Source organism: Pseudomonas caspiana (assembly GCF_040224095.2).
GTDB lineage: Bacteria > Pseudomonadota > Gammaproteobacteria > Pseudomonadales > Pseudomonadaceae > Aquipseudomonas > Aquipseudomonas caspiana.
On the sequence record NZ_CP167995.1, the window covers coordinates 4,889,422 to 4,908,656 of the forward strand.

Genomic DNA, 19,235 nt, shown 5'->3' on the forward strand with positions numbered 1-19,235 from the left:
CCGATGTCTAAATTCTTTATTGACCGCCCCATTTTCGCTTGGGTATTAGCCCTGGTGATCATGTTGGTGGGTACGCTTTCGATCCTGAAACTACCGATCAACCAATACCCGGCCATTGCGCCGACAGCCATCGACATTCAGGTTACCTACCCGGGCGCTTCGGCGCAGACCGTGCAGGACACCGTGGTGCAGATCATTGAGCAACAGCTCAACGGTATTGATAACCTGCGTTATGTTTCCTCGGACAGTAACTCCGACGGCAGCATGACCATCACCGTGACCTTCAACCAGGGTACCAACCCGGATACCGCTCAGGTTCAGGTCCAGAACAAGCTCAACCTCGCCACGCCGCTGTTGCCACAAGAAGTACAGCAACAGGGTCTGCGCGTTACCAAATCGGTGAAGAACTTCCTGCTGGTAATCGGTCTGGTTGCCGAAGACGGCAGCGGTCTGACCCGTGAAGACTTGTCCAACTACATCGTTTCCAACATCCAGGACCCAATCTCCCGGACTTCCGGTGTGGGCGACTTCCAGGTATTTGGTTCGCAGTACGCCATGCGCATCTGGCTGGATCCGGCCAAGCTCAACAACTTCCAGTTGACACCGGTTGATGTGAGCACAGCGATTTCTGCACAGAACGTACAGATCGCAACCGGCCAACTGGGTGGCCTGCCTGCCCTGCCCGGTACCCAGCTAAATGCCACGATTATCGGCAAGACGCGTCTGCAAACCCCTGAGCAGTTCGGCAACATTCTGCTCAAGGTCAATACCGACGGCTCGCAAGTACGTCTGCGTGACGTAGCCCGCATCGGGCTCGGTGGCCAGAACTACAGCATTGACGCACAGTTCAACGGTAAACCCGCTTCTGGTATGGCGATCAAACTGGCTTCCGGTGCTAACGCACTCGACACCGCCAAGGCCATTCGCGCCACCGTTGCCAACCTGGAGCCGTTCTTTCCGCCTGGCATGAAAGTGGTTTATCCATACGACACCACCCCGACCGTGACTGAATCGATCTCGGGTGTTGTGCACACCCTGATCGAAGCGATCGTGCTGGTGTTCCTGGTGATGTACCTGTTCCTGCAGAACTTCCGGGCTACCGTGATCACTACGATGACCGTGCCGGTAGTATTGCTTGGTACATTCGGCATCCTCGCGGCGTTCGGTTTCACGATTAACACCCTGACCATGTTCGGCATGATTCTGGCCATCGGACTCTTGGTGGACGACGCCATCGTGGTGGTGGAGAACGTCGAGCGGGTGATGGCCGAAGAGCATTTATCGCCCAAAGAGGCGACCAAGAAATCCATGGAGCAGATCCAGGGCGCACTGGTGGGTATCGCCATGGTGCTTTCGGCGGTACTGCTGCCAATGGCGTTCTTCGGGGGGTCTACAGGGGTTATTTACAAACAGTTCTCGATCACCATTGTTTCGGCGATGGCCTTGTCGGTACTGGTCGCATTGATCTTCACCCCGGCGCTTTGCGCCACCATGCTCAAGCCGATCGATCCGGAAAAACACGGCCAACCTAAAAAAGGCTTCTTCGGCTGGTTCAACCGTACCTTTGATCGTGGCGTAGACAGCTACGAGCGCGGCGTGGGACGGATGGTGACTCACAAGCTGCCAGCGTTCGGCGTGTACCTGCTCATCGTTGCGGGCATGATCTTCCTGTTCACCCGCATCCCGAGTGCGTTCCTGCCCGAAGAAGACCAGGGCGTGATCTTCGCCCAGGTGCAAACCCCGGCCGGTTCGTCTGCCGAGCGCACGCAGAAAGTCATCGACGAGATGCGTACCTTCCTGCTCGACAAAGAGAACGGCGAAGGCAACGGCGTGAACTCGGTATTCAGCGTCAACGGCTTCAACTTTGCCGGTCGCGGTCAGAGCTCGGGCCTTGCGTTTGTAATGCTGAAACCGTGGGACGAACGTGACTCCGAAAATACCGTTTTCAAAATTGCTGAACGGGCTCAGGCACACTTCGCCAGCTTCCGCGACGCGATGGTGTACGCCGTGGTCCCGCCGTCGGTACTCGAACTGGGTAACGCAACCGGTTTCGACGTGTACCTGCAGGACCAGGGCGGTGTAGGCCACGAGAAGCTGCTCGAGGCGCGTAACCAGTTCCTCGGTATGGCGGCGCAGAGCAAGATTCTTGCAGGCGTACGTCCTAACGGCCTGGGCGATGAGCCGCAGTACGAACTCACCGTCGATGACGAGAAGGCCAGTGCCCTGGGCATCACCTTGTCGAACATCAACCAGACCCTGTCCATCGCACTGGGTGGCAGCTACGTCAACGACTTCATCGACCGCGGTCGGGTGAAGAAAGTGTACGTGCAGGGTGAAGCGGCAAGCCGCATGACCCCAGAGGATCTGGGCAAGTGGTATGTGCGCAATGACGCAGGAACCATGGTGCCATTGTCGGCTATCGCCACAGGCGAGTGGATCTACGGTTCGCCGAAGCTGTCGCGTTACAACGGCGTAGCAGCAATGGAAATTCTCGGTACACCGGCTCCGGGCTACAGTTCGGGTCAAGCCATGGCGGAAGTCGAGGCGATTGCCAAGAAGCTGCCATCGGGTATCGGCTATGCCTTCACCGGCCTGTCTTTCGAAGAACGTTTGTCCGGCTCCCAGGCGCCTGCGCTGTACGCACTGTCGATGCTGGTCGTGTTCCTCTGTCTGGCCGCACTGTATGAAAGCTGGTCGATTCCGATTGCGGTCATGCTCGTTGTACCGCTGGGTATCATCGGTGCACTGATGGCAACCAGCCTGAGGGGCCTGTCCAACGACGTGTTCTTCCAGGTCGGCTTGTTGACGACGATCGGGCTGGCGGCGAAGAATGCGATCCTGATTGTCGAGTTCGCCAAAGAACTGCATGAACAGGGCAAGAGTCTGGTGGATGCGGCGATGGAAGCCTGCCGCATGCGTCTGCGCCCGATCATCATGACCTCCATGGCGTTTATCCTCGGCGTGGTACCGCTGGCGATCTCCACCGGTGCCGGTTCGGGTAGCCAGCACGCAATCGGTACGGGCGTAATCGGCGGTATGATCACCGCCACCGTCCTGGCAATTTTCTGGGTCCCAATGTTCTACGTTGCCGTGTCGTCGATGTTCAAGAGCAAGTACGACAAGGAACACGAGAAACAAACATCACATGATGAGGCTGGCCAATGAGCAAGTCCCTGATCTCCCTGGCAGTCACTGCGGTCATCCTCAGTGGTTGCTCGCTGATCCCTGAATACAAACAGCCTGCGGCTCCGGTCGCGGCGCAGTACCCGCAAGGTCCGGCCTATTCGCCGACTGAAGCGGCGAACGTCGCGGCAGCTGAACAGGGCTGGCGTCAGTTTTTCCATGACCCTGCCCTGCAACAGCTGATTCAGACTGCACTGGTCAATAACCGCGACCTGCGTGTCGCGGCGCTGAACATCGACGCTTACCGTGCGCAGTACCGCATCCAGCGTGCCGATCTGTTCCCGGCTGTTTCTGCTGATGGCAGCGGCAGCCGTCAACGGTTGCCAGCTGATATGTCGACCACTGGCCAATCAGGCATTACCAGCCAGTATTCCGCCACGCTGGGCGTCAGCGCCTACGAACTGGACCTCTTCGGTCGGGTTCGCAGCTTGAGCGAGCAAGCTCTGCAGACGTACTTCTCCAGTGAAGAAGCCCGTCGCAGCACGCAGATCAGCCTGGTGGCAAACGTCGCCAATGCCTACATGACCTGGCAGGCTGATAAAGAGCTGCTCAAGCTGACCGAAGAAACACTCAAGACCTACGAGGAAAGTCTGCGTCTGACTTCCCGCAGTAATGAAGTGGGCGTCTCGTCGGCGCTGGATCTGAGCCAGGCACGGACCTCGGTGGAAAGCGCCAAGGTTGCGCTGGCGCGCTACCAGCGTCAGGTCGCTCAGGATCAGAACAACCTGACCTTGCTGCTTGGCACTAACCTGCCGGACAACTTGCCGCCCGCTCAGCCTTTGAGTGCCGACCTGTTGAGCGCTCTGCCAGCAGGGCTGCCTTCGGATCTGCTGCAGCGTCGTCCAGACATCCTGCAAGCCGAGCATTCGTTGCAAGCTGCCAACGCCAATATCGGCGCGGCCCGTGCGGCGTTTTTCCCGAGCATCAGCCTGACAGCCAACGCCGGTACGATCAGCCCGGATCTTTCCGGCCTGTTCAATGGCGGTTCGGGTACCTGGTTGTTCCAGCCAAGCATTAACATCCCGATCTTTAACGCTGGCAGCCTTCGTGCCAGCCTGGATTACTCGAAAATCCAGAAAGAGATCAGCGTTGCCAATTACGAGAAGGCGATTCAAACCGCCTTCCAGGAAGTCTCTGACGGCCTGGCCTCGCGCAAGACTTACAACGAACAGTTGCAAGCCCAGCGTGATTTCGTCAATGCCAACCAGGACTACTACCGTCTGGCCGAACGTCGCTACCGGATCGGGATCGACAGCAACCTGACCTTCCTTGATGCTCAACGCTCGCTGTTCAGCGCACAACAATCGCTGATCACCGACCGCCTCTCCCAACTCACCAGCGAGGTCAACCTGTACAAGGCCCTCGGCGGTGGCTGGTACGAGCAAACCGGTCAGGCCAAACCGATAGATAAAGAGAAGCCATCAGTTCAATTGTTCTAACTCTTGTCCTGATAAGCCACTCAATAAAAAACCCACCTCATCGGTGGGTTTTTTATTGCTTCAGAGAAGACGATCTATCAGTGATCGTGATGCAAATAAGCCGGCTGCTTGGGCAGGCGCAGGCTGAACAGGAAAGCGACGGCCATCATGATCGTCACGTACCAGTAGAAATTGCTCTCCATGCCCTGATTCTTGAGGCTCAACGCAACAAACTCTGCAGAACCACCAAACACCGCGTTAGCCACTGCATAAGCCAGACCGACACCCAGCGCACGGACTTGCGGAGGGAACATTTCGGCCTTCACCAGACCGCTGATGGAGGTATAGAAACTCACGATGGCCAGCGCAAAGGTGATGAGCAGAAAAGCCAGGAACGGGCTGGTCGTGGTCTTCAAGGTCATCAGGATCGGTACCGTGCAAAGCGTACCCAGTGCGCCGAACCACAGCATCGAGTTACGGCGACCGATCTTGTCCGCCAGCATGCCGAACAACGGCTGCATGCACATGTACAGGAACAACGCGCCGGTCATGATGTAGCTGGCTATTTTGGGGTCCATGCCGCCGGTGTTCACCAGGTACTTCTGCATGTACGTCGTGAAGGTATAGAAAATCAGCGAGCCGCCCGCGGTGTAACCCAGCACAGTGATAAACGCGGCCTTGTGATCGCGAAACAGTGCGCCGATGCTCCCGGCGTCCTTGTCCTGACGCATTTCGGCGGTGGTGGTTTCTTCGAGCGAGCGACGTAACAGCAGCGAGATCACCGCTGCGACGGCACCGATCACGAACGGAATTCGCCAGCCGTACGCGCGCAGCTCTTCAGTGCTGAGAAACTGCTGCATGATCACCACAGTCAGTACCGCCAGCAGTTGCCCGCCGATCAACGTCACGTACTGGAACGACGCAAAGAAGCCGCGCTGGCCGCGTAACGCCACTTCGCTCATGTACGTCGCCGTGGTGCCGTATTCGCCGCCTACCGACAGGCCCTGAATCAGTCGCGCCAGCAACAGCAATGCTGGGGCCCAGACGCCAATCGTTGCGTAGGTCGGTAAACACGCAATCATCAATGAGCCACCGCACATCATCAGTACAGCGATCATCATTGAGTTCTTACGACCATGCTTGTCGGCTACTCGGCCAAACAACCAACCGCCAATAGGCCGCATCAGAAATCCGGCGGCAAATACGCCTGCGGTGTTGAGCAACTGAACGGTGGGATCATCGGAAGGAAAGAAGGCGGGAGCGAAGTAAATAGCGCAGAAGGCGTAGACGTAGAAATCGAACCATTCGACCAGATTGCCCGACGAGGCGCCCACAATCGCAAAGATCCTTTTGCTGCGTTCTTCACCCGTGTAATGCGTGGTTGTCATTATTTTTCCCCATTAAAGCTGAACAGTCATCCAGGACATAACCTGTAACATGTGACAACGCATAAGTCTCTGGAATTCCCATCCCTGCAGGAGCTCGAGGGTGCTCCTGAAAAACAATCACCCAGCCCTCAAATGACCTTTTCGTGGAGGCCATCAAAAAGCTGGGTGACTGTATTCAGTGATGTTCGGTATCAGCGCTCAATCGCCAACGCTAGCCCCTGCCCTACGCCGACGCACATCGTCGCCAGACCTCGGCGACCGCCGCTTTTTTCCAACTGGTGCAGCGCGGTCAATACCAGTCGGGCGCCACTCATGCCCAATGGGTGCCCCAAGGCGATAGCGCCACCATTGGGGTTCACTTGCGGCGCATCATCGGCCAGTCCCAGTTCACGCAGCACCGCCAGGCCCTGACTGGCGAAGGCTTCATTGAGTTCGATCACATCAAAATCGCTGACCGCCAGGCCAAGGCGCTCCACCAGCTTACGCACCGCTGGCACCGGACCGATGCCCATGACGCGCGGCGCGACACCGGCGCTGGCCATGCCGAGAATTCGTGCACGGGGCGTCAAACCATGTTTCTTGACGGCTTCGGCCGATGCCAGGATCAGCGCGGCAGCACCGTCGTTGACCCCGGACGCATTACCGGCTGTGACGGTCTTTTCCGGACCATTGACCGGTTTCAATTTGGCCAGGGTTTCCAGGCTGGTATCGGCACGCGGGTGCTCGTCTTGCTCCACGACCGTTTCGCCCTTTTTATGAACGACGCGCACGGGCGTGATTTCTTCTTTAAAAAAGCCCGCAGCCTGAGCAGCGGCGGTGCGCTGTTGACTGCGCAGGGCGAAAGCGTCCTGATCGGCCCGAGAAATCTTGAAATCATCGGCGACGTTGTCGCCGGTTTGCGGCATCGAGTCGACGCCGTACTGTTCTTTCATCAACGGGTTGATGAAGCGCCAACCGATAGTGGTGTCTTCCAGCTTCATGTTGCGTGAATACGCCGCGTCAGCTTTACCCATGACAAAGGGCGCGCGCGACATAGACTCGACACCACCAGCAATCGCCAGCTCCATTTCACCAGCAGCAATCGCACGAAATGCCGTGCCAATAGCGTCCATGCCCGAGGCGCACAAACGGTTGAGGGTTACGCCCGGGATCGTCTCCGGGAGGCCAGCCAGCAAAGCAGCCATCCGCGCCACGTTGCGGTTGTCTTCACCGGCCTGATTGGCGCAGCCGAAAAACACCTCGTCCACTTCGTTCCAGTTGACCGAAGGGTTGCGCTCCATCAGAGCCTTGATCGGCACAGCCGCCAGATCATCGGCGCGGACGCTGGACAGACCGCCGCCAAAACGACCAATCGGGGTGCGAATCGCATCGCAGATAAAAACCTCGCGCATCATGCTTCTCCCGGCGCTTGACCATGAGCTTTAGCGGTCCGGGCTTCCAGGTCACGCAAAGCAGCCAGCTCAGTTTCTGTCGGCTCGGCGGAGTACTCGACATTCTCCGCAAAACGCAACTCCCACCCAGTAGCGGCGATCACCTGCTCACGGGTCACACCGGGATGCAGCGTAGTGACGACAAACTCGTTACTGCCCTCTTCCGGCTCCATGATGCACAGATCAGTGATAATCCCGACCGGTCCGGCACCGGGCAAGCCGAGGCGCTTGCGTGAATCGCCGCCTTCGCCATGGCCAACGGACGTGATGAAATCCAGCTTGTTCACGAAAGCGCGCGCCGATTGCTTGAGGATGATCAAGACCTGCTTGGCAGACCCGGCAATTTCCGGCGCACCGCCAGCCCCTGGCAGACGTACTTTCGGGTTGTTGTAATCGCCGACAACCGTGGTGTTGATGTTGCCGAAACGGTCGACTTGCGCAGCCCCGAGAAAGCCCACATCCACTCGTCCGCCCTGCAGCCAGTAGCGGAAGATCTCACTGGTGGATACCACTGTGTCGGCTGTTTCCGCCAGCTCGCCGTCGCCAATCGACAGCGGCAGCACAGTCGGTTTGGCCCCAATTGGACCTGATTCGTAAATCAGCACCACATCGGGCGAGGAAGTCAGGCGAGCCAGGTTCGCCGCCTTGGAAGGCAAGCCGATACCGACGAAGCAGACAGCGCCATTACGCAAGCGGCGAGCCGCCGCCACGGTCATCATTTCACTGGTGGTGTAAGTCATTATTTTGCCTCCGAAGCGCTGGCCAACTTGCTCTGGAATTCGCTGAAATCCGCGGTGCCATGAATGTATTCCTTGATCCACGCACTGAAGCTCTCGCGGTCACGGGCAATCGGGTCCCAGGCCTGATAGAAGCGGTTGTCGCGCTCGTAGTAACCGTGGGCGTATGAAGGATGAGCACCACCGGGTACAAGGCATACCGCGCTCAAAGCCCAGGTTGGCAATACGCAGGCGTTCATCGGAGCATTCAGGTCATCAACGATCTCTTCCACGGTAACGATGCAACGCTTGGCAGCCAGTGCGGCTTCCTTCTGCACACCAAGGATGCCCCACAGCAGCACGTTGCCTTTGCGGTCTGCTTTCTGCGCATGAATGACCGTTACATCCGGACGCACGGCAGGCACGGCTGCGAGCACCTCGCCGGTGAACGGGCAAGTGACCGTCTTGATCAGTGGATTGACCTTGGGCAAATCGGAACCGGCGTAAGCGCGCAATACAGCAAATGGAAGACCCGATGCGCCAGCAACATAGGCGTTAGCCAGGTCGGCATGGCTGTGTTCTTCGATTTCCATCGCGTGCGGCCATTGTTTTTCAACGGCGTCACGCAAACGATGCAGAGAGCCGACCCCAGGATTACCGCCCCACGAGAAAATCAGGCGCTTGGCACAGCCCGCGCCGATGAGCTGGTCGTAGATCAGGTCAGGCGTCATGCGCACCAGCGTCAGGTCTTTTTTACCCTGACGAATGATTTCATGGCCTGCGGCCGTGGGGATCAAATGGGTGAAGCCTTCCAGCGCAACGGTGTCGCCATCGTTGACCAATTGCTTCACGGCGTTGCGTAGAGAAAGAATTTCAGCCATGAGGTGCTCCCGAACTCAAATTGCATCCAATGAACAGCGCAGATGGACTACGCTGGAATGGAATTGAGGTTATGCCGGGGCCTGAGGCCAAACAATCCGATAATCGATTATTCGTTCGTTAATCGCACAAATTCAGTGAACGCTCAGGTGAATAACTGGGTGCTCAAATCCCTGCTCGCATCCAGCATGATAGGCAGGAAACGCTGCTCCAGCTCACTTCTGGCCACACGGCCTGCACTGGTACTCACATTCAACGCGGCAAGCACCTGACCGGATGCGTCATAGACCGGCACCGCGATAGAACGCAATCCTTGCTCCAGCTCCTGATCGACAATGCACCAGCCTTGCTGACGAACTTGCTGCAGACATTCGAGCAGGGCTTCAGGTGTGCGAATAGTCCGACTGGTCTTGGGTTGCAGATCGACGTGGTCCAGATATTCGCGTAACGAAACATCGTCCAGTGCCGAAAGCAGAATGCGCCCCATGGACGTGCAATAAGCAGGCAGACGGCCGCCAACAGAAAGGTCTACCGAAATCAGGCGCTGGGTTGTCGCGGAGCGCGCGATGTACAGAATGTCTTCTCCCTCCAGAGTCGCCATGTTGCAGGCCTCATGCAACTGGTCACTCATCCGGTCCAGATAGGGCTGGGAAGAAACCGCCAACGGTGTTGACGACAGGTACGCGTGGCCAAGGGTCAGCACTTTGGGCAACAGCGAGTAGGTTCGCCCGTCCGTCGTTGCATAACCCAGTTTGATCAACGTCAGCAGACAACGCCGCACCGCCGCCCGAGGTATTTCGGTGCGGTGACTGATCTGTGCAATGGTCAAATGCCGTTTGCGCTCCTGGAAGGCATGAATCACAGCTAACCCTCTGGCCAGCGAAGTCATGAAATCCGGGTCTCCAGTCAGCGCCTGAATCCGTTTGGCGGGCGACGCAACGATCGGCGGTGCCAACGAAGCAAAAGAATTTCGTAGTTCATCGTTCATTGCCACTACCTCGGTAAACCCTGTCAGGCCATATGAATCGCAGCTTCCACGCTTTTTAAGGAAAGCGCACAATCCGCTTCGTGCGATTATCGAACGACTGGCCGATAATCGCAATTGACCCATCACAAAGATACTTATACCTTTGCATAGCCTTAAGTGGCTTCTTGGAAATACTGGTCAGGTACCCACGAGAAGTCCAAGGTACGGCCTTGCCCATGAAGCGAGGCCGTTTTTATTCCCGCATCCCCCTCCGGGAATGATATCGAAACGCCATAAATCAGCACCTTACAATCGCGGGATGCGCGCCTCCGTCACAAACATCCGCTTCTTTGCACATACATCCCGTTTCGGCTCGAACTATGTCGCCAGAAATTTGTCTGCTGCTGTCAATATTTCGTACATAGAAGTTACGTCGTATGTCACTCACTGAAACTTCGGAACAGTCGTACAAGAAAAACTCCATTGCAGAAGTGTTTCGATAAGCGACCTAACATATAGTTGACTGATTCGAAGTTCTTGGAGATAGTGTCTGTCACTTGGCCGGGTAATAACGATTCGCAGTGGCTGCAGGACCGAGCGCCATGCTCGGGGCATACCACAGGATCCAGGCACTGTAGCAGTGCTGCAACACCGTTATCCTCGCGATTGAATATGCGGCCAAAGTAGCCATCGCACTTGCAACTCAAACGACTGTCGCTACGACAATTACGTTTTCTGGTGTCCGTAGCCGCGAGCCGCAAGATGTTCAGAACATGGCAATCCAGAGCACGCTGTTTGGCTTACGTCTTTCAGTACCTGCCTGGACGGTTTCATGTGTGGACGGTTAAGCAGCTTAGCGATATCACCAGATTAATTTTGACTTGATCAGGTAACAAAGTGACCAAAGATGAACTGCGCGCGGAACTTGAGCGCCAGGAACAACGCTACAAGGAAGTTTACGGTGGCGAAATCACCACTTACGCCGCTCAACCAGAGCCGGAACGCAAACCTTGGCGCAAGAAAGCCAGCATTCTCGACCAGGCTTTCAAGCAAGAATTGCAAAAAATGGAAAAAGACCTGAACGAAGAGCGGTAAATCTACCGCTCTTGCGAACCGGGCTAATGTGCACTGCCCGGTCGAATCCATTCGGGACAAGCAATCGTCTTATCTGACGGCCGTAAAAAATCGTGAATATCCCCCTTGACTCATGAGTGGGGAGGCTTCGTCGACGATAAAATTTCGACAATCGGTGATACCAGTCGGCAGCCGTTACATCGATCTGTATTTTTTCTGTCATAATCCCGCCCCCTTCAGACCGGGTCAGAAAACCTTCATGATCGATTTATTCAGCGGACTAGATGCCTGGGTGCTTGTGAGCCTGTTGCTCGCCCTCGCTTTCGTCCTCACCTTCGAGTTCATCAACGGCTTTCATGACACCGCAAACGCGGTGGCGACAGTCATTTACACCAAAGCCATGCCGCCTCATCTGGCCGTATTCTTCTCCGGGATCTTCAATTTCCTGGGTGTGCTGCTGGGCGGTGTCGGCGTTGCCTATGCCATTGTTCACCTGCTCCCGGTTGAACTGCTGATCAACGTCAACACCGGCCACGGCCTGGCTATGGTCTTCTCGCTACTCGCCGCCGCGATTACCTGGAACCTGGGCACCTGGTATTTCGGTATCCCGGCATCGAGTTCCCACACGCTGATTGGCTCGATCCTCGGCGTTGGTCTGGCTAACGCGCTGATCAACGATATTCCGTTGGCCGACGGCGTGAACTGGCAGAAAGCAATCGACATCGGCGCGTCGCTGGTCTTCTCGCCACTCGCTGGCTTCCTGGTCGCCGCATTGGTCCTCATCGGTCTTAAGTGGTGGCGACCGCTGTCGAAGATGCACAAGACGCCTGAACAGCGTCGCAAACTCGACGACAAGAAGCACCCGCCATTCTGGAACCGACTGGTCCTGGTGATTTCCGCCATGGCGGTGAGCTTTGTACACGGTTCCAACGATGGTCAGAAAGGCATCGGCCTGATCATGCTGGTGCTGATCGGTATCGTGCCAAGCCAGTTCGTACTGGACTTGAACAGCACTACCTACCAAATCGAACGGACGAAGGACGCAACCCTGCACCTGAGCCAGTTCTATCAGCGCAACAACAGCACACTGGGCGAATTCCTGGCGCTGGGCAAAGCCGAAAAAGGCGACCTGCCGGAAAGCTCCAGCTGCAACCCCGAACAAACCGAGCCAACCATTGCTGCACTGCTCGACAACCTCACAGGCGTTGCCGATTACCACTCTTTGACTCCTGAGCGCCGTATTGAAGTACGCCGTTACCTGCTGTGCCTGGATGACACCGCGCGCAAGGTTGCCAAGCTGCCGAACCTGGGCCCCCGTGAAAAATCAGACCTCGAAAAACTGCGCAAGGACCTCACCGCGACCACCGAATACGCCCCGTTCTGGGTAATTCTGGCGGTAGCACTGGCGTTGGGTATCGGCACCATGGTTGGCTGGAAGCGCGTTGTTCTGACCATCGGTGAGAAGATCGGTAAGCAGGGCATGACTTACGCACAAGGCATGTCAGCACAGATCACCACCGCCTGCGCTATCGCTGCTGCTAACGTGTTCAGCCTGCCGGTCTCCACGACGCACATTCTGTCGTCCGGCGTGGCAGGCACCATGGTCGCCAACAAGAGCGGCCTGCAAGGTGGCACCGTGCGCACCATCCTCCTGGCATGGGTGCTGACTCTGCCAGCGACCGTTGCCCTCTCGGCTGGCCTGTTCTGGCTGGCGTCCAAAGCGCTGGCTTGATCAATAGCGCCATCGCGGGCATCACCCGCGATGGCGTTACATAAACCCATTTGAAATACGGCCTATGCAGGAGCTGCTGACGCTGCGCATCAATAGCTGTCACTGACAGTGATGCAATTACCTGCGCTTCTTACCCCCGCCCAGCAACGACCCCAACAACCCTCGCACCAATTGACGCCCCAACTGATTCGCCGCCTGGCGCACAGCGCTTTTCATCGCCTGCCCCGCTACACCGCCCAAAAACTCGCCCGCCATATCACTGAAAGTCTCTTGCTCCTTGGCGCTCTTGACGGGCGCCTCATCCGACTCTGGGGTCGAGACTTTTCGGGCAATGAGCATTTCATAGGCCGACTCACGATCAACAGGTTTGTCGTAGCGCCCGGCCAGTGGCGACTGGGCGATCAGGCTGGCGCGCTCGGTATCGCTCAAGGGCCCGATTCGCGACTGCGGCGGCGCGACCAACACTTGCTGGACCATTGCTGGCGTCCCCTTGTCCTGCAAAGTACCGACCAACGCTTCGCCGATGCCGAGTTGCGTAAGCACCGCCAGCGTGTCGATATCCGGATTGGGCCTGAACCCATCCGCCACGGCGCGTAGGGATTTCTGCTCTTTCGCAGTAAAGGCACGCAAGCCATGCTGAATGCGCAAACCCAACTGAGCCAAAACCTGATCGGGTAAATCACCCGGTGACTGAGTAACGAAATACACCCCGACGCCTTTGGATCGAATCAGGCGTACCACTTGCTCAAGCCGGTCCTGCAGCGCCTTGGGCGTGTCGGCAAACAGCAAATGCGCCTCATCGAAAAACAGCGCCAATATCGGCTTATCTGCGTCCCCTCGCTCCGGCAGTTGCTCGAACAACTCAGCCAAAAGCCACAACAGAAAGGTTGCATAAACTTTGGGAGCCTCATGCACCAGACGACTGGCATCCAGTAAATGGATGCGCCCTCGCCCATCGGCGGTCGGGTGCAGAATGTCTTCCAGTTGCAACGCAGGTTCGCCGAATAACGCCTCAGCGCCCTGCTGCTCCAGCACTGCCAGACGGCGCTGCAAGGCTTGGCTGGAACCGGTGGTCATCAGCGAGCTATCGTCCCCAAGCAACTGCGGATTGTCCCGCAAGTGATTGAGCAAGGCTTTGAGGTCCTTGATATCGAGCAGTAACAAACCTTCGCGATCAGCCACCTTGAAAGCCGCATATAGCGCCGCCTGTTGACTGTCCGTCAGCTCCAGCAGACTGCCGAGCAGCAACGGCCCCATTTCGCTCAAGGTGGTCCGAAGCGGATGACCGGACTGCCCGTGAATGTCCCACAAGGTGACCGGATACCCTTTTGGGGAGTGATTAAGCCAAGGCATGCCAGCGATTCGCTCGGCAATCTTGCCTTGCGGCGCTCCCGGCGCGCCCAGTCCACACAAATCACCTTTGATATCCGCAGCGAAAACCGCGACGCCTGCATCACTGAAAGCTTCAGCCAAGCGTTGCAGTGTCACCGTCTTGCCGGTCCCGGTGGCTCCCGCCACCAGACCATGGCGGTTGCCCAGACGCAAAGCCTGACCCACCGGCAGTCCATCAGGACCAGCACCAATCACAATGTTCTGAGCGTCTGGCATTTCATCACCTGTCTTGATCGTTATCTCAGTGTGGTCCACAAGCTGGAAAACAGCTCGAAAACTTAACGCTTTCGCCGCGATATGGGGACCACATCCTTGCATCTGTGGCGTTACACAAATTGCTCTCGCGCTTAAAGCCACGCCTGCGAATTAGTGTCAGCGAACACACCGCCGACTCCACTTGGCGAACATCCGTCCTGATCGGTGGTCAACGTTAGACTTTTCCGTGATCACCCAGAGCAGTTTCGGCCTGTATCATCAGGCGCGTCGTTACTCAATTGCTCGAACAAGGCCGATAACACCCCATGACCGCATTCATGTGCTTGGCTCAACAGTCACAATATTCAGGGCGTCTGGCATGAAGCGTATCGCATGGTTGGCAGTCGGCTTGCTCGCAGCAGTGTTGATCCCGTTATTGCTGGGCGGCGGCGATATTTTTCAGCGTCTGCGCAGTTTCCCCTTTGCACTGCTGATGGGCATGTTCGGCATGATCATCCTGTGCTGGGGCCTGAACACCATGCGCTTGCGAATCCTGCTGGGGGATAGCGCGCGACAGCTGACAGTGAACAGAAGCCTTGGCCTCATCATGGCGAGCGAGTTCGCTTACTGCGCAACACCGGGTGGGAGCGGTGGACCGTTGACATTAATGGCAGTGCTCTCTCGAAACGGCGTAGGGCCCGCGAAAAGCAGCGCGGTGTTTGCCACAGATCAACTCAGTGATCTGGTGTTTTTCCTCGTCGCACTGGTGGGGATCATGTTTTATGCACTCTTCCACACCCTCAGCGAACGTATGGAATGGCTATTGGGGTTCAGCGCGGCGCTTGTCGTGGGGAGCCTGTGCCTGTTTCTGGGATTCGCACGCTTTCATCGGCAAGTCATCAAGTTCAATGGCCGAGTGTTAAAACGCTTCAACACCAAAGGCACTACCCGCCATCGTTGGGCGCGCAAACTTCTGCATTTTCGCAATGCACTGGCTGAAACCTGGAAGATGCCACGCCATAAACTGATCGCAGTCTTTTTGCTGACCTGCCTGCACTGGGGGCTGCGTTACAGCATCCTGTATCTGGCACTACTGGGTCTGGGCGTTGACGTGCAATGGGCCTGGACGTTTCTGATTCAGATGCTGTCGTTGACCGCTGGACAGTTCAGTCTGCTGCCGGGAGGTGCAGGTACAGCCGAGCTGACTTCGGCGGCGCTGCTGGCGCCGATGGTCGGCAAATCCACAGCCGCAGCGGCCATCCTGATCTGGCGAACAGTGACCTACTACTTCTATCTGGTGGTGGGCGGGCCGATCTTCCTGCTGATGGTCGGGCGACCACTGCTGAACAAACTGATGCGCTTCGATCAAGTTTGAATCACGTGTCGGACTTGTCGTTAAGCAACTTTTCTTTTTCCGCCTGAGTAACGCGCCAAAGCTCGGCTGCGCCCTCGAAGTCGGCACCGTCTTCTGGCGTCAGCGCATCAGGGTCATACCGACTGAGACAGCCCTCACCAAGCGTTGGAGGCGCTGTTGAAGTGGCTTTGTCGAGGGGATTTGCCATGCAGAGCAACTCATTCATCGAAGCACCATCGAACATCGGAAATGTATCTTCTGCAGCAGCTGCCAAAGGCTGCGAAAGCAATCCGCCTGACACCCAGTCATTCGCAGCCTTCGGCAGCTCCTACAGATTCATACTTCGACTGGAGCTTAGTCGAACACTACGGTCTTGTTGTCGTGCACCAGCACACGATCTTCCAAGTGGTAGCGCAAGCCGCGGGCCAGTACCATTTTTTCCACGTCGCGACCGAAGCGCACCATGTTTTCAATACTGTCGCTGTGGCTGACGCGTACTACGTCCTGCTCAATAATCGGGCCCGCATCCAACTCTTCGGTTACATAGTGGCAAGTGGCGCCGATCAACTTGACCCCACGCAGAGAGGCCTGGTGATAAGGCTTGGCCCCTACAAATGAAGGCAGGAAGCTGTGGTGAATATTGATCACCTGATGAGCATATTCACGACACAGTTGCGGCGGCAGAATCTGCATGTAACGCGCCAGCACCACTACGTCAGCCTGGTGATGGGCGACCAGACGAGAAACCTCGGTAAATGCCGGCTCCTTGTCAGTCGGGTTTACCGGGACGTAGTAATAAGGAATGCCATGCCATTCCACCATGCTGCGCAAATCCTGGTGATTGGAAATCACGCAGGCGATTTCACAGTCCAGCTCATCGCTGTGCCAGCGGTGCAGCAAGTCGGCCAGACAATGGGACTCACGACTGGCCATCAGCACAACGCGCTTCTTCTGCGCTGAGTCAGTGATACGCCAATCCATCGCAAATTCCTCAGCGATGGGGGTGAACGCCTCACGGAAAGCATCCAGATCAAAAGGCAGCGTATCCGCCCGAATTTCATGACGCATGAAGAACCAGCCACTCAGATTGTCAGAGTGATGGCTCGCTTCGGTAATCCAGCCGTTATAGGACGCCAGAAAGTTACTGACTTTGGCAACGATGCCGACACGGTCCGGGCAAGAAATCACCAGACGAAAAGTGCGCATTGGGGAAACTCCAGAACTTCGCAAAGGCCGCTATTCTAGCGACTGTGCGGGAAAACTGCAGTATTCCTGTTGAACTGATTGTTAACCGCCAAAGGTGCGACGCAGCTAAGCAATCGCGGCGCTCTCGTTCCCGGCACCGCTCCCTGCATGACAGCTTATGAGACCGTGAGTTAAACGCCTTAAGAGCGACTATATTTGCCGCCCCTACCAAGCCATCTAGTTATGAAACGTCTGTAGGACGCTGTATATTTCTGAATAATTCAAATAAAACTTTTATTTAATGTTTACTTGGTCAAGGTGCGTGACTATTATTGCCTCACTGTCTCCCTGCCACCTCTCAACATAAGGTACGCATCATGTCTCTGATCAACGAATACCGCGCTACAGAAGAAGCCATCAAAGAACTGCAAGCCCGTTTGAAGAACCTGTCCCAAGACGACAAACTGCAAACCGAGCTGGAATTCGAAGGCAAACTGCGTACTCTGATGGGCGAATATCAGAAGTCGCTGCGCGACATCATTGCTCTGCTGGATCCAGAAGCTAAAGTTGGCAAGTCTGCACGTGGCGCAGTTAAACCGACCGGCACCAAGCGCGCGCGCAAGGTCAAGCAATATAAAAACCCGCACAATGGCGAAGTCATCGAAACCAAAGGTGGCAACCACAAAACTCTGAAAGAGTGGAAAGCCAAGTGGGGCGGTGATGAAGTTGAAGGCTGGGCTACCCTGCTGGGCTAAATCCCACGCAAGTCCGCTTCACTCGCGTCACCCATAAAAACGCCAGCCAAGCTGGCGTTTTTTATTGCCTGAAAAACACCCGTCGCTACGGCCTCAAAGGCCTAACCTATGACGCAGAGCCTCCACATAGTCCTGCCACTCGCGCAGTATTTTGAGCTGTGCGGGGGTAGCACTAAGGGATAGTTCAACAAGGGAATGAGTGAAACTTTTCAGGGTATTAGGCGCGCCTAATTCAGGCGTTGTCAGACGCGCCCTACAAAAGGCAAGCCAACGCTGTTGCTCTTCTGCGCTCAGGGTTTCAGCGAAATTTCGTGCTCGATATCGAAACAACAATTCCGGCAAGCGTGCATCATCAAAAGGCCATGACTGATGGGCTAACTCCTCGGGCTCGGCATTGCGTACTTGCTCACAAAGCCTGCGGTCACGATCCCCGATAAACCCGTCATACAATTGTTGCTCGGGATCTTCGCTGGCAACAAAGTCATCACTGGCATAAATGACGGCCAGCTTTTCCTGCCAGACTCCCTGACCTTCGGTGAGATTACGCACACGCTCGTCAAATACGGTCATGTCCAGGTTTAAGCGCTGTTGATCTTCAGCGCGTAGCACCTTCAGCGGCGCAATCACCGGACAACGATTTATATGCAAGAGTTTGAGTGGCACTGGCAGCTCGCCGTCCAACAATTCTTCGCGACGGGTATATAACCGTTGTCGCAATATTTGTGCATCTTGTTCCAGTAAGGGCAAATGATCCTGATGTAAATCGCACACAATCAGTGCGTTTCGATTCTGTGGGTGCCAGGCCAACGGAAGCACAACCCCCAGATAATGGCGTGCCGCAGAAAAGCGCCCGGAAATATGAACCAGAGGCTCCATCAGACGTATCTGTTGCTGGACTTTCTGCTTACTGCGCAGTTCGAAGAGGTAATCGTAAAGACGAGGCTGTTTCTCACGGATCAAACGCGCCAAGGCAATCGTTGCCCGCACATCGGACAGCGCATCATGCGCCTGCCCGTGATCGATGCCATTTGCCGCCGTCAGGCGCTCAAGCTTAAGCGTGACCCGGCCATCTTCTTCAGGCCAGACAATGCCTTCCGGCCGCAGCGCATAAGCCGCGCGAACTACATCGATCAAATCCCAGCGGCTGTTGCCGCCCTGCCACTCACGGGCGTAAGGGTCAAAAAAGTTGCGATAAAGGCTGTAGCGCGTCATCTCATCATCGAAGCGCAACGTGTTATAGCCCGCTCCACAGGTACCCGGCGCTGCGAGTTGAGCATGCACTCGGGTCATGAAGTCGGCTTCGCATAGCCCTTTCTCTGCAAGTGTGGCCGGAGTGATTCCGGTGATCATGCAGGCAGCGGGATGCGGCAGGATGTCATCACTGGGCTGGCAGTGGATGTTGACTGCAGACTCGATTTCATTGAGTTCGGCATCGGTACGGATACCCGCCATTTGTAATGGGCGGTCATTGCGCGGATTGATACCGGTGGTTTCGTAGTCGTACCAAAAGATGGTGGAAGTCACGGACTGATCCTGAACAGAAGACCGGCAAAGTGTAGGGCTTGAG

15 protein-coding genes are annotated in these 19,235 nt (G+C 56.4%); 6 read left to right on the top strand and 9 right to left on the bottom strand.

What is annotated here, in order from left to right:
* Window positions 1-3: 3 nt before the first annotated feature.
* Both ABRP31_RS22225 and ABRP31_RS22230 read left to right on the top strand, forming a co-directional pair.
* Complete coding sequence (locus ABRP31_RS22225; protein WP_349969725.1) at window positions 4-3,165, top strand: efflux RND transporter permease subunit; 3,162 nt, start codon at window positions 4-6, stop codon at window positions 3,163-3,165.
* Window positions 3,162-4,622 carry an AdeC/AdeK/OprM family multidrug efflux complex outer membrane factor gene (locus ABRP31_RS22230; RefSeq protein ID WP_349969723.1) on the top strand — a complete coding sequence of 487 codons (1,461 nt, stop codon included), beginning with the start codon at window positions 3,162-3,164 and terminating at the stop codon, window positions 4,620-4,622. Before ABRP31_RS22225 ends, ABRP31_RS22230 begins: the two co-directional genes overlap by 4 nt.
* 77 nt (window positions 4,623-4,699) lie before the next feature.
* Here ABRP31_RS22230 and ABRP31_RS22235 read toward each other — a convergent pair whose 3' ends face one another.
* From ABRP31_RS22235 to pcaR, 5 genes are all read right to left on the bottom strand, one after another.
* Window positions 4,700-5,989 carry an MFS family transporter gene (locus ABRP31_RS22235; protein WP_087264775.1) on the bottom strand — a complete coding sequence of 430 codons (1,290 nt, stop codon included), beginning with the start codon at window positions 5,987-5,989 and terminating at the stop codon, window positions 4,700-4,702.
* Between the two features lie 191 nt (window positions 5,990-6,180).
* Window positions 6,181-7,383: a 3-oxoadipyl-CoA thiolase gene (gene pcaF, locus ABRP31_RS22240; RefSeq protein ID WP_193441839.1), complete on the bottom strand. Its 1,203-nt coding sequence runs from the start codon at window positions 7,381-7,383 to the stop codon at window positions 6,181-6,183.
* Window positions 7,380-8,159 (bottom strand): CoA-transferase subunit beta, encoded by a 780-nt coding sequence (locus tag ABRP31_RS22245; protein WP_087264777.1) that lies wholly within the window; start codon window positions 8,157-8,159, stop codon window positions 7,380-7,382. Before ABRP31_RS22245 ends, pcaF begins: the two co-directional genes overlap by 4 nt.
* Window positions 8,159-9,016 carry a CoA transferase subunit A gene (locus ABRP31_RS22250; RefSeq protein ID WP_349969721.1) on the bottom strand — a complete coding sequence of 286 codons (858 nt, stop codon included), beginning with the start codon at window positions 9,014-9,016 and terminating at the stop codon, window positions 8,159-8,161. The genes ABRP31_RS22245 and ABRP31_RS22250 overlap by 1 nt, the downstream gene beginning before the upstream one ends.
* Window positions 9,017-9,159: 143 nt before the next feature.
* On the bottom strand, window positions 9,160-10,002 hold the full coding sequence (pcaR, locus tag ABRP31_RS22255; RefSeq protein ID WP_087264779.1) for a pca regulon transcriptional regulator PcaR: 843 nt from the start codon (window positions 10,000-10,002) through the stop codon (window positions 9,160-9,162).
* Between the two features lie 876 nt (window positions 10,003-10,878).
* On the opposite strand from pcaR, the gene ABRP31_RS22260 reads away from it, so the two are divergent.
* Entirely contained in the window at window positions 10,879-11,076 is a 198-nt protein-coding gene (locus ABRP31_RS22260) for a hypothetical protein (RefSeq protein ID WP_087264780.1), read from the top strand.
* A 238-nt stretch (window positions 11,077-11,314) separates the two neighbouring features.
* Window positions 11,315-12,787 carry an inorganic phosphate transporter gene (locus ABRP31_RS22265; protein ID WP_087264781.1) on the top strand — a complete coding sequence of 491 codons (1,473 nt, stop codon included), beginning with the start codon at window positions 11,315-11,317 and terminating at the stop codon, window positions 12,785-12,787.
* 117 nt (window positions 12,788-12,904) lie between these two features.
* Here the strand turns inward: ABRP31_RS22265 and ABRP31_RS22270 are convergent, their stop codons facing one another.
* Window positions 12,905-14,395, bottom strand: a complete 1,491-nt coding sequence (locus ABRP31_RS22270; protein ID WP_349969719.1) for a helicase HerA-like domain-containing protein — start codon at window positions 14,393-14,395, stop codon at window positions 12,905-12,907.
* A gap of 358 nt (window positions 14,396-14,753) precedes the next feature.
* Here ABRP31_RS22270 and ABRP31_RS22275 point away from each other — a divergent pair, with 358 nt between their 5' ends.
* Window positions 14,754-15,749 carry a lysylphosphatidylglycerol synthase transmembrane domain-containing protein gene (locus tag ABRP31_RS22275; protein WP_349969718.1) on the top strand — a complete coding sequence of 332 codons (996 nt, stop codon included), beginning with the start codon at window positions 14,754-14,756 and terminating at the stop codon, window positions 15,747-15,749.
* 1 nt (window position 15,750) lies between these two features.
* Here ABRP31_RS22275 and ABRP31_RS22280 read toward each other — a convergent pair whose 3' ends face one another.
* Window positions 15,751-15,936 carry a hypothetical protein gene (locus ABRP31_RS22280; RefSeq protein ID WP_349969717.1) on the bottom strand — a complete coding sequence of 62 codons (186 nt, stop codon included), beginning with the start codon at window positions 15,934-15,936 and terminating at the stop codon, window positions 15,751-15,753.
* Between the two features lie 146 nt (window positions 15,937-16,082).
* A complete protein-coding gene (gene purU / locus ABRP31_RS22285; RefSeq protein ID WP_349969715.1) occupies window positions 16,083-16,934 on the bottom strand; it encodes a formyltetrahydrofolate deformylase in 852 nt (283 codons plus the stop codon).
* Window positions 16,935-17,290: 356 nt separating this feature from the next.
* On the opposite strand from purU, the gene mvaT reads away from it, so the two are divergent.
* A complete protein-coding gene (mvaT, locus tag ABRP31_RS22290; RefSeq protein ID WP_087264785.1) occupies window positions 17,291-17,668 on the top strand; it encodes a histone-like nucleoid-structuring protein MvaT in 378 nt (125 codons plus the stop codon).
* Between the two features lie 93 nt (window positions 17,669-17,761).
* Here the strand turns inward: mvaT and sbcB are convergent, their stop codons facing one another.
* Window positions 17,762-19,192, bottom strand: coding sequence for an exodeoxyribonuclease I (sbcB, locus tag ABRP31_RS22295; protein ID WP_349969714.1), 1,431 nt, complete (start codon window positions 19,190-19,192; stop codon window positions 17,762-17,764).
* Between the last annotated feature and the right edge of the window lie 43 nt (window positions 19,193-19,235).

What these genes read in the sequence shown, in the direction of transcription:
- ABRP31_RS22280 (WP_349969717.1), bottom strand. Translation starts at nt 15,936, where the DNA reads ATGGCAAATCCCCTCGACAAAGCCACTTCAACAGCGCCTCCAACGCTT.
- purU (WP_349969715.1), bottom strand. Translation starts at nt 16,934, where the DNA reads ATGCGCACTTTTCGTCTGGTGATTTCTTGCCCGGACCGTGTCGGCATC.
- ABRP31_RS22230 (WP_349969723.1), top strand. Translation starts at nt 3,162, where the DNA reads ATGAGCAAGTCCCTGATCTCCCTGGCAGTCACTGCGGTCATCCTCAGT.
- mvaT (WP_087264785.1), top strand. Translation starts at nt 17,291, where the DNA reads ATGTCTCTGATCAACGAATACCGCGCTACAGAAGAAGCCATCAAAGAA.
- ABRP31_RS22250 (WP_349969721.1), bottom strand. Translation starts at nt 9,016, where the DNA reads ATGGCTGAAATTCTTTCTCTACGCAACGCCGTGAAGCAATTGGTCAAC.
- ABRP31_RS22245 (WP_087264777.1), bottom strand. Translation starts at nt 8,159, where the DNA reads ATGACTTACACCACCAGTGAAATGATGACCGTGGCGGCGGCTCGCCGC.
- pcaR (WP_087264779.1), bottom strand. Translation starts at nt 10,002, where the DNA reads ATGAACGATGAACTACGAAATTCTTTTGCTTCGTTGGCACCGCCGATC.
- ABRP31_RS22270 (WP_349969719.1), bottom strand. Translation starts at nt 14,395, where the DNA reads ATGCCAGACGCTCAGAACATTGTGATTGGTGCTGGTCCTGATGGACTG.
- ABRP31_RS22235 (WP_087264775.1), bottom strand. Translation starts at nt 5,989, where the DNA reads ATGACAACCACGCATTACACGGGTGAAGAACGCAGCAAAAGGATCTTT.
- ABRP31_RS22265 (WP_087264781.1), top strand. Translation starts at nt 11,315, where the DNA reads ATGATCGATTTATTCAGCGGACTAGATGCCTGGGTGCTTGTGAGCCTG.
- pcaF (WP_193441839.1), bottom strand. Translation starts at nt 7,383, where the DNA reads ATGATGCGCGAGGTTTTTATCTGCGATGCGATTCGCACCCCGATTGGT.
- ABRP31_RS22225 (WP_349969725.1), top strand. Translation starts at nt 4, where the DNA reads ATGTCTAAATTCTTTATTGACCGCCCCATTTTCGCTTGGGTATTAGCC.
- ABRP31_RS22275 (WP_349969718.1), top strand. Translation starts at nt 14,754, where the DNA reads ATGAAGCGTATCGCATGGTTGGCAGTCGGCTTGCTCGCAGCAGTGTTG.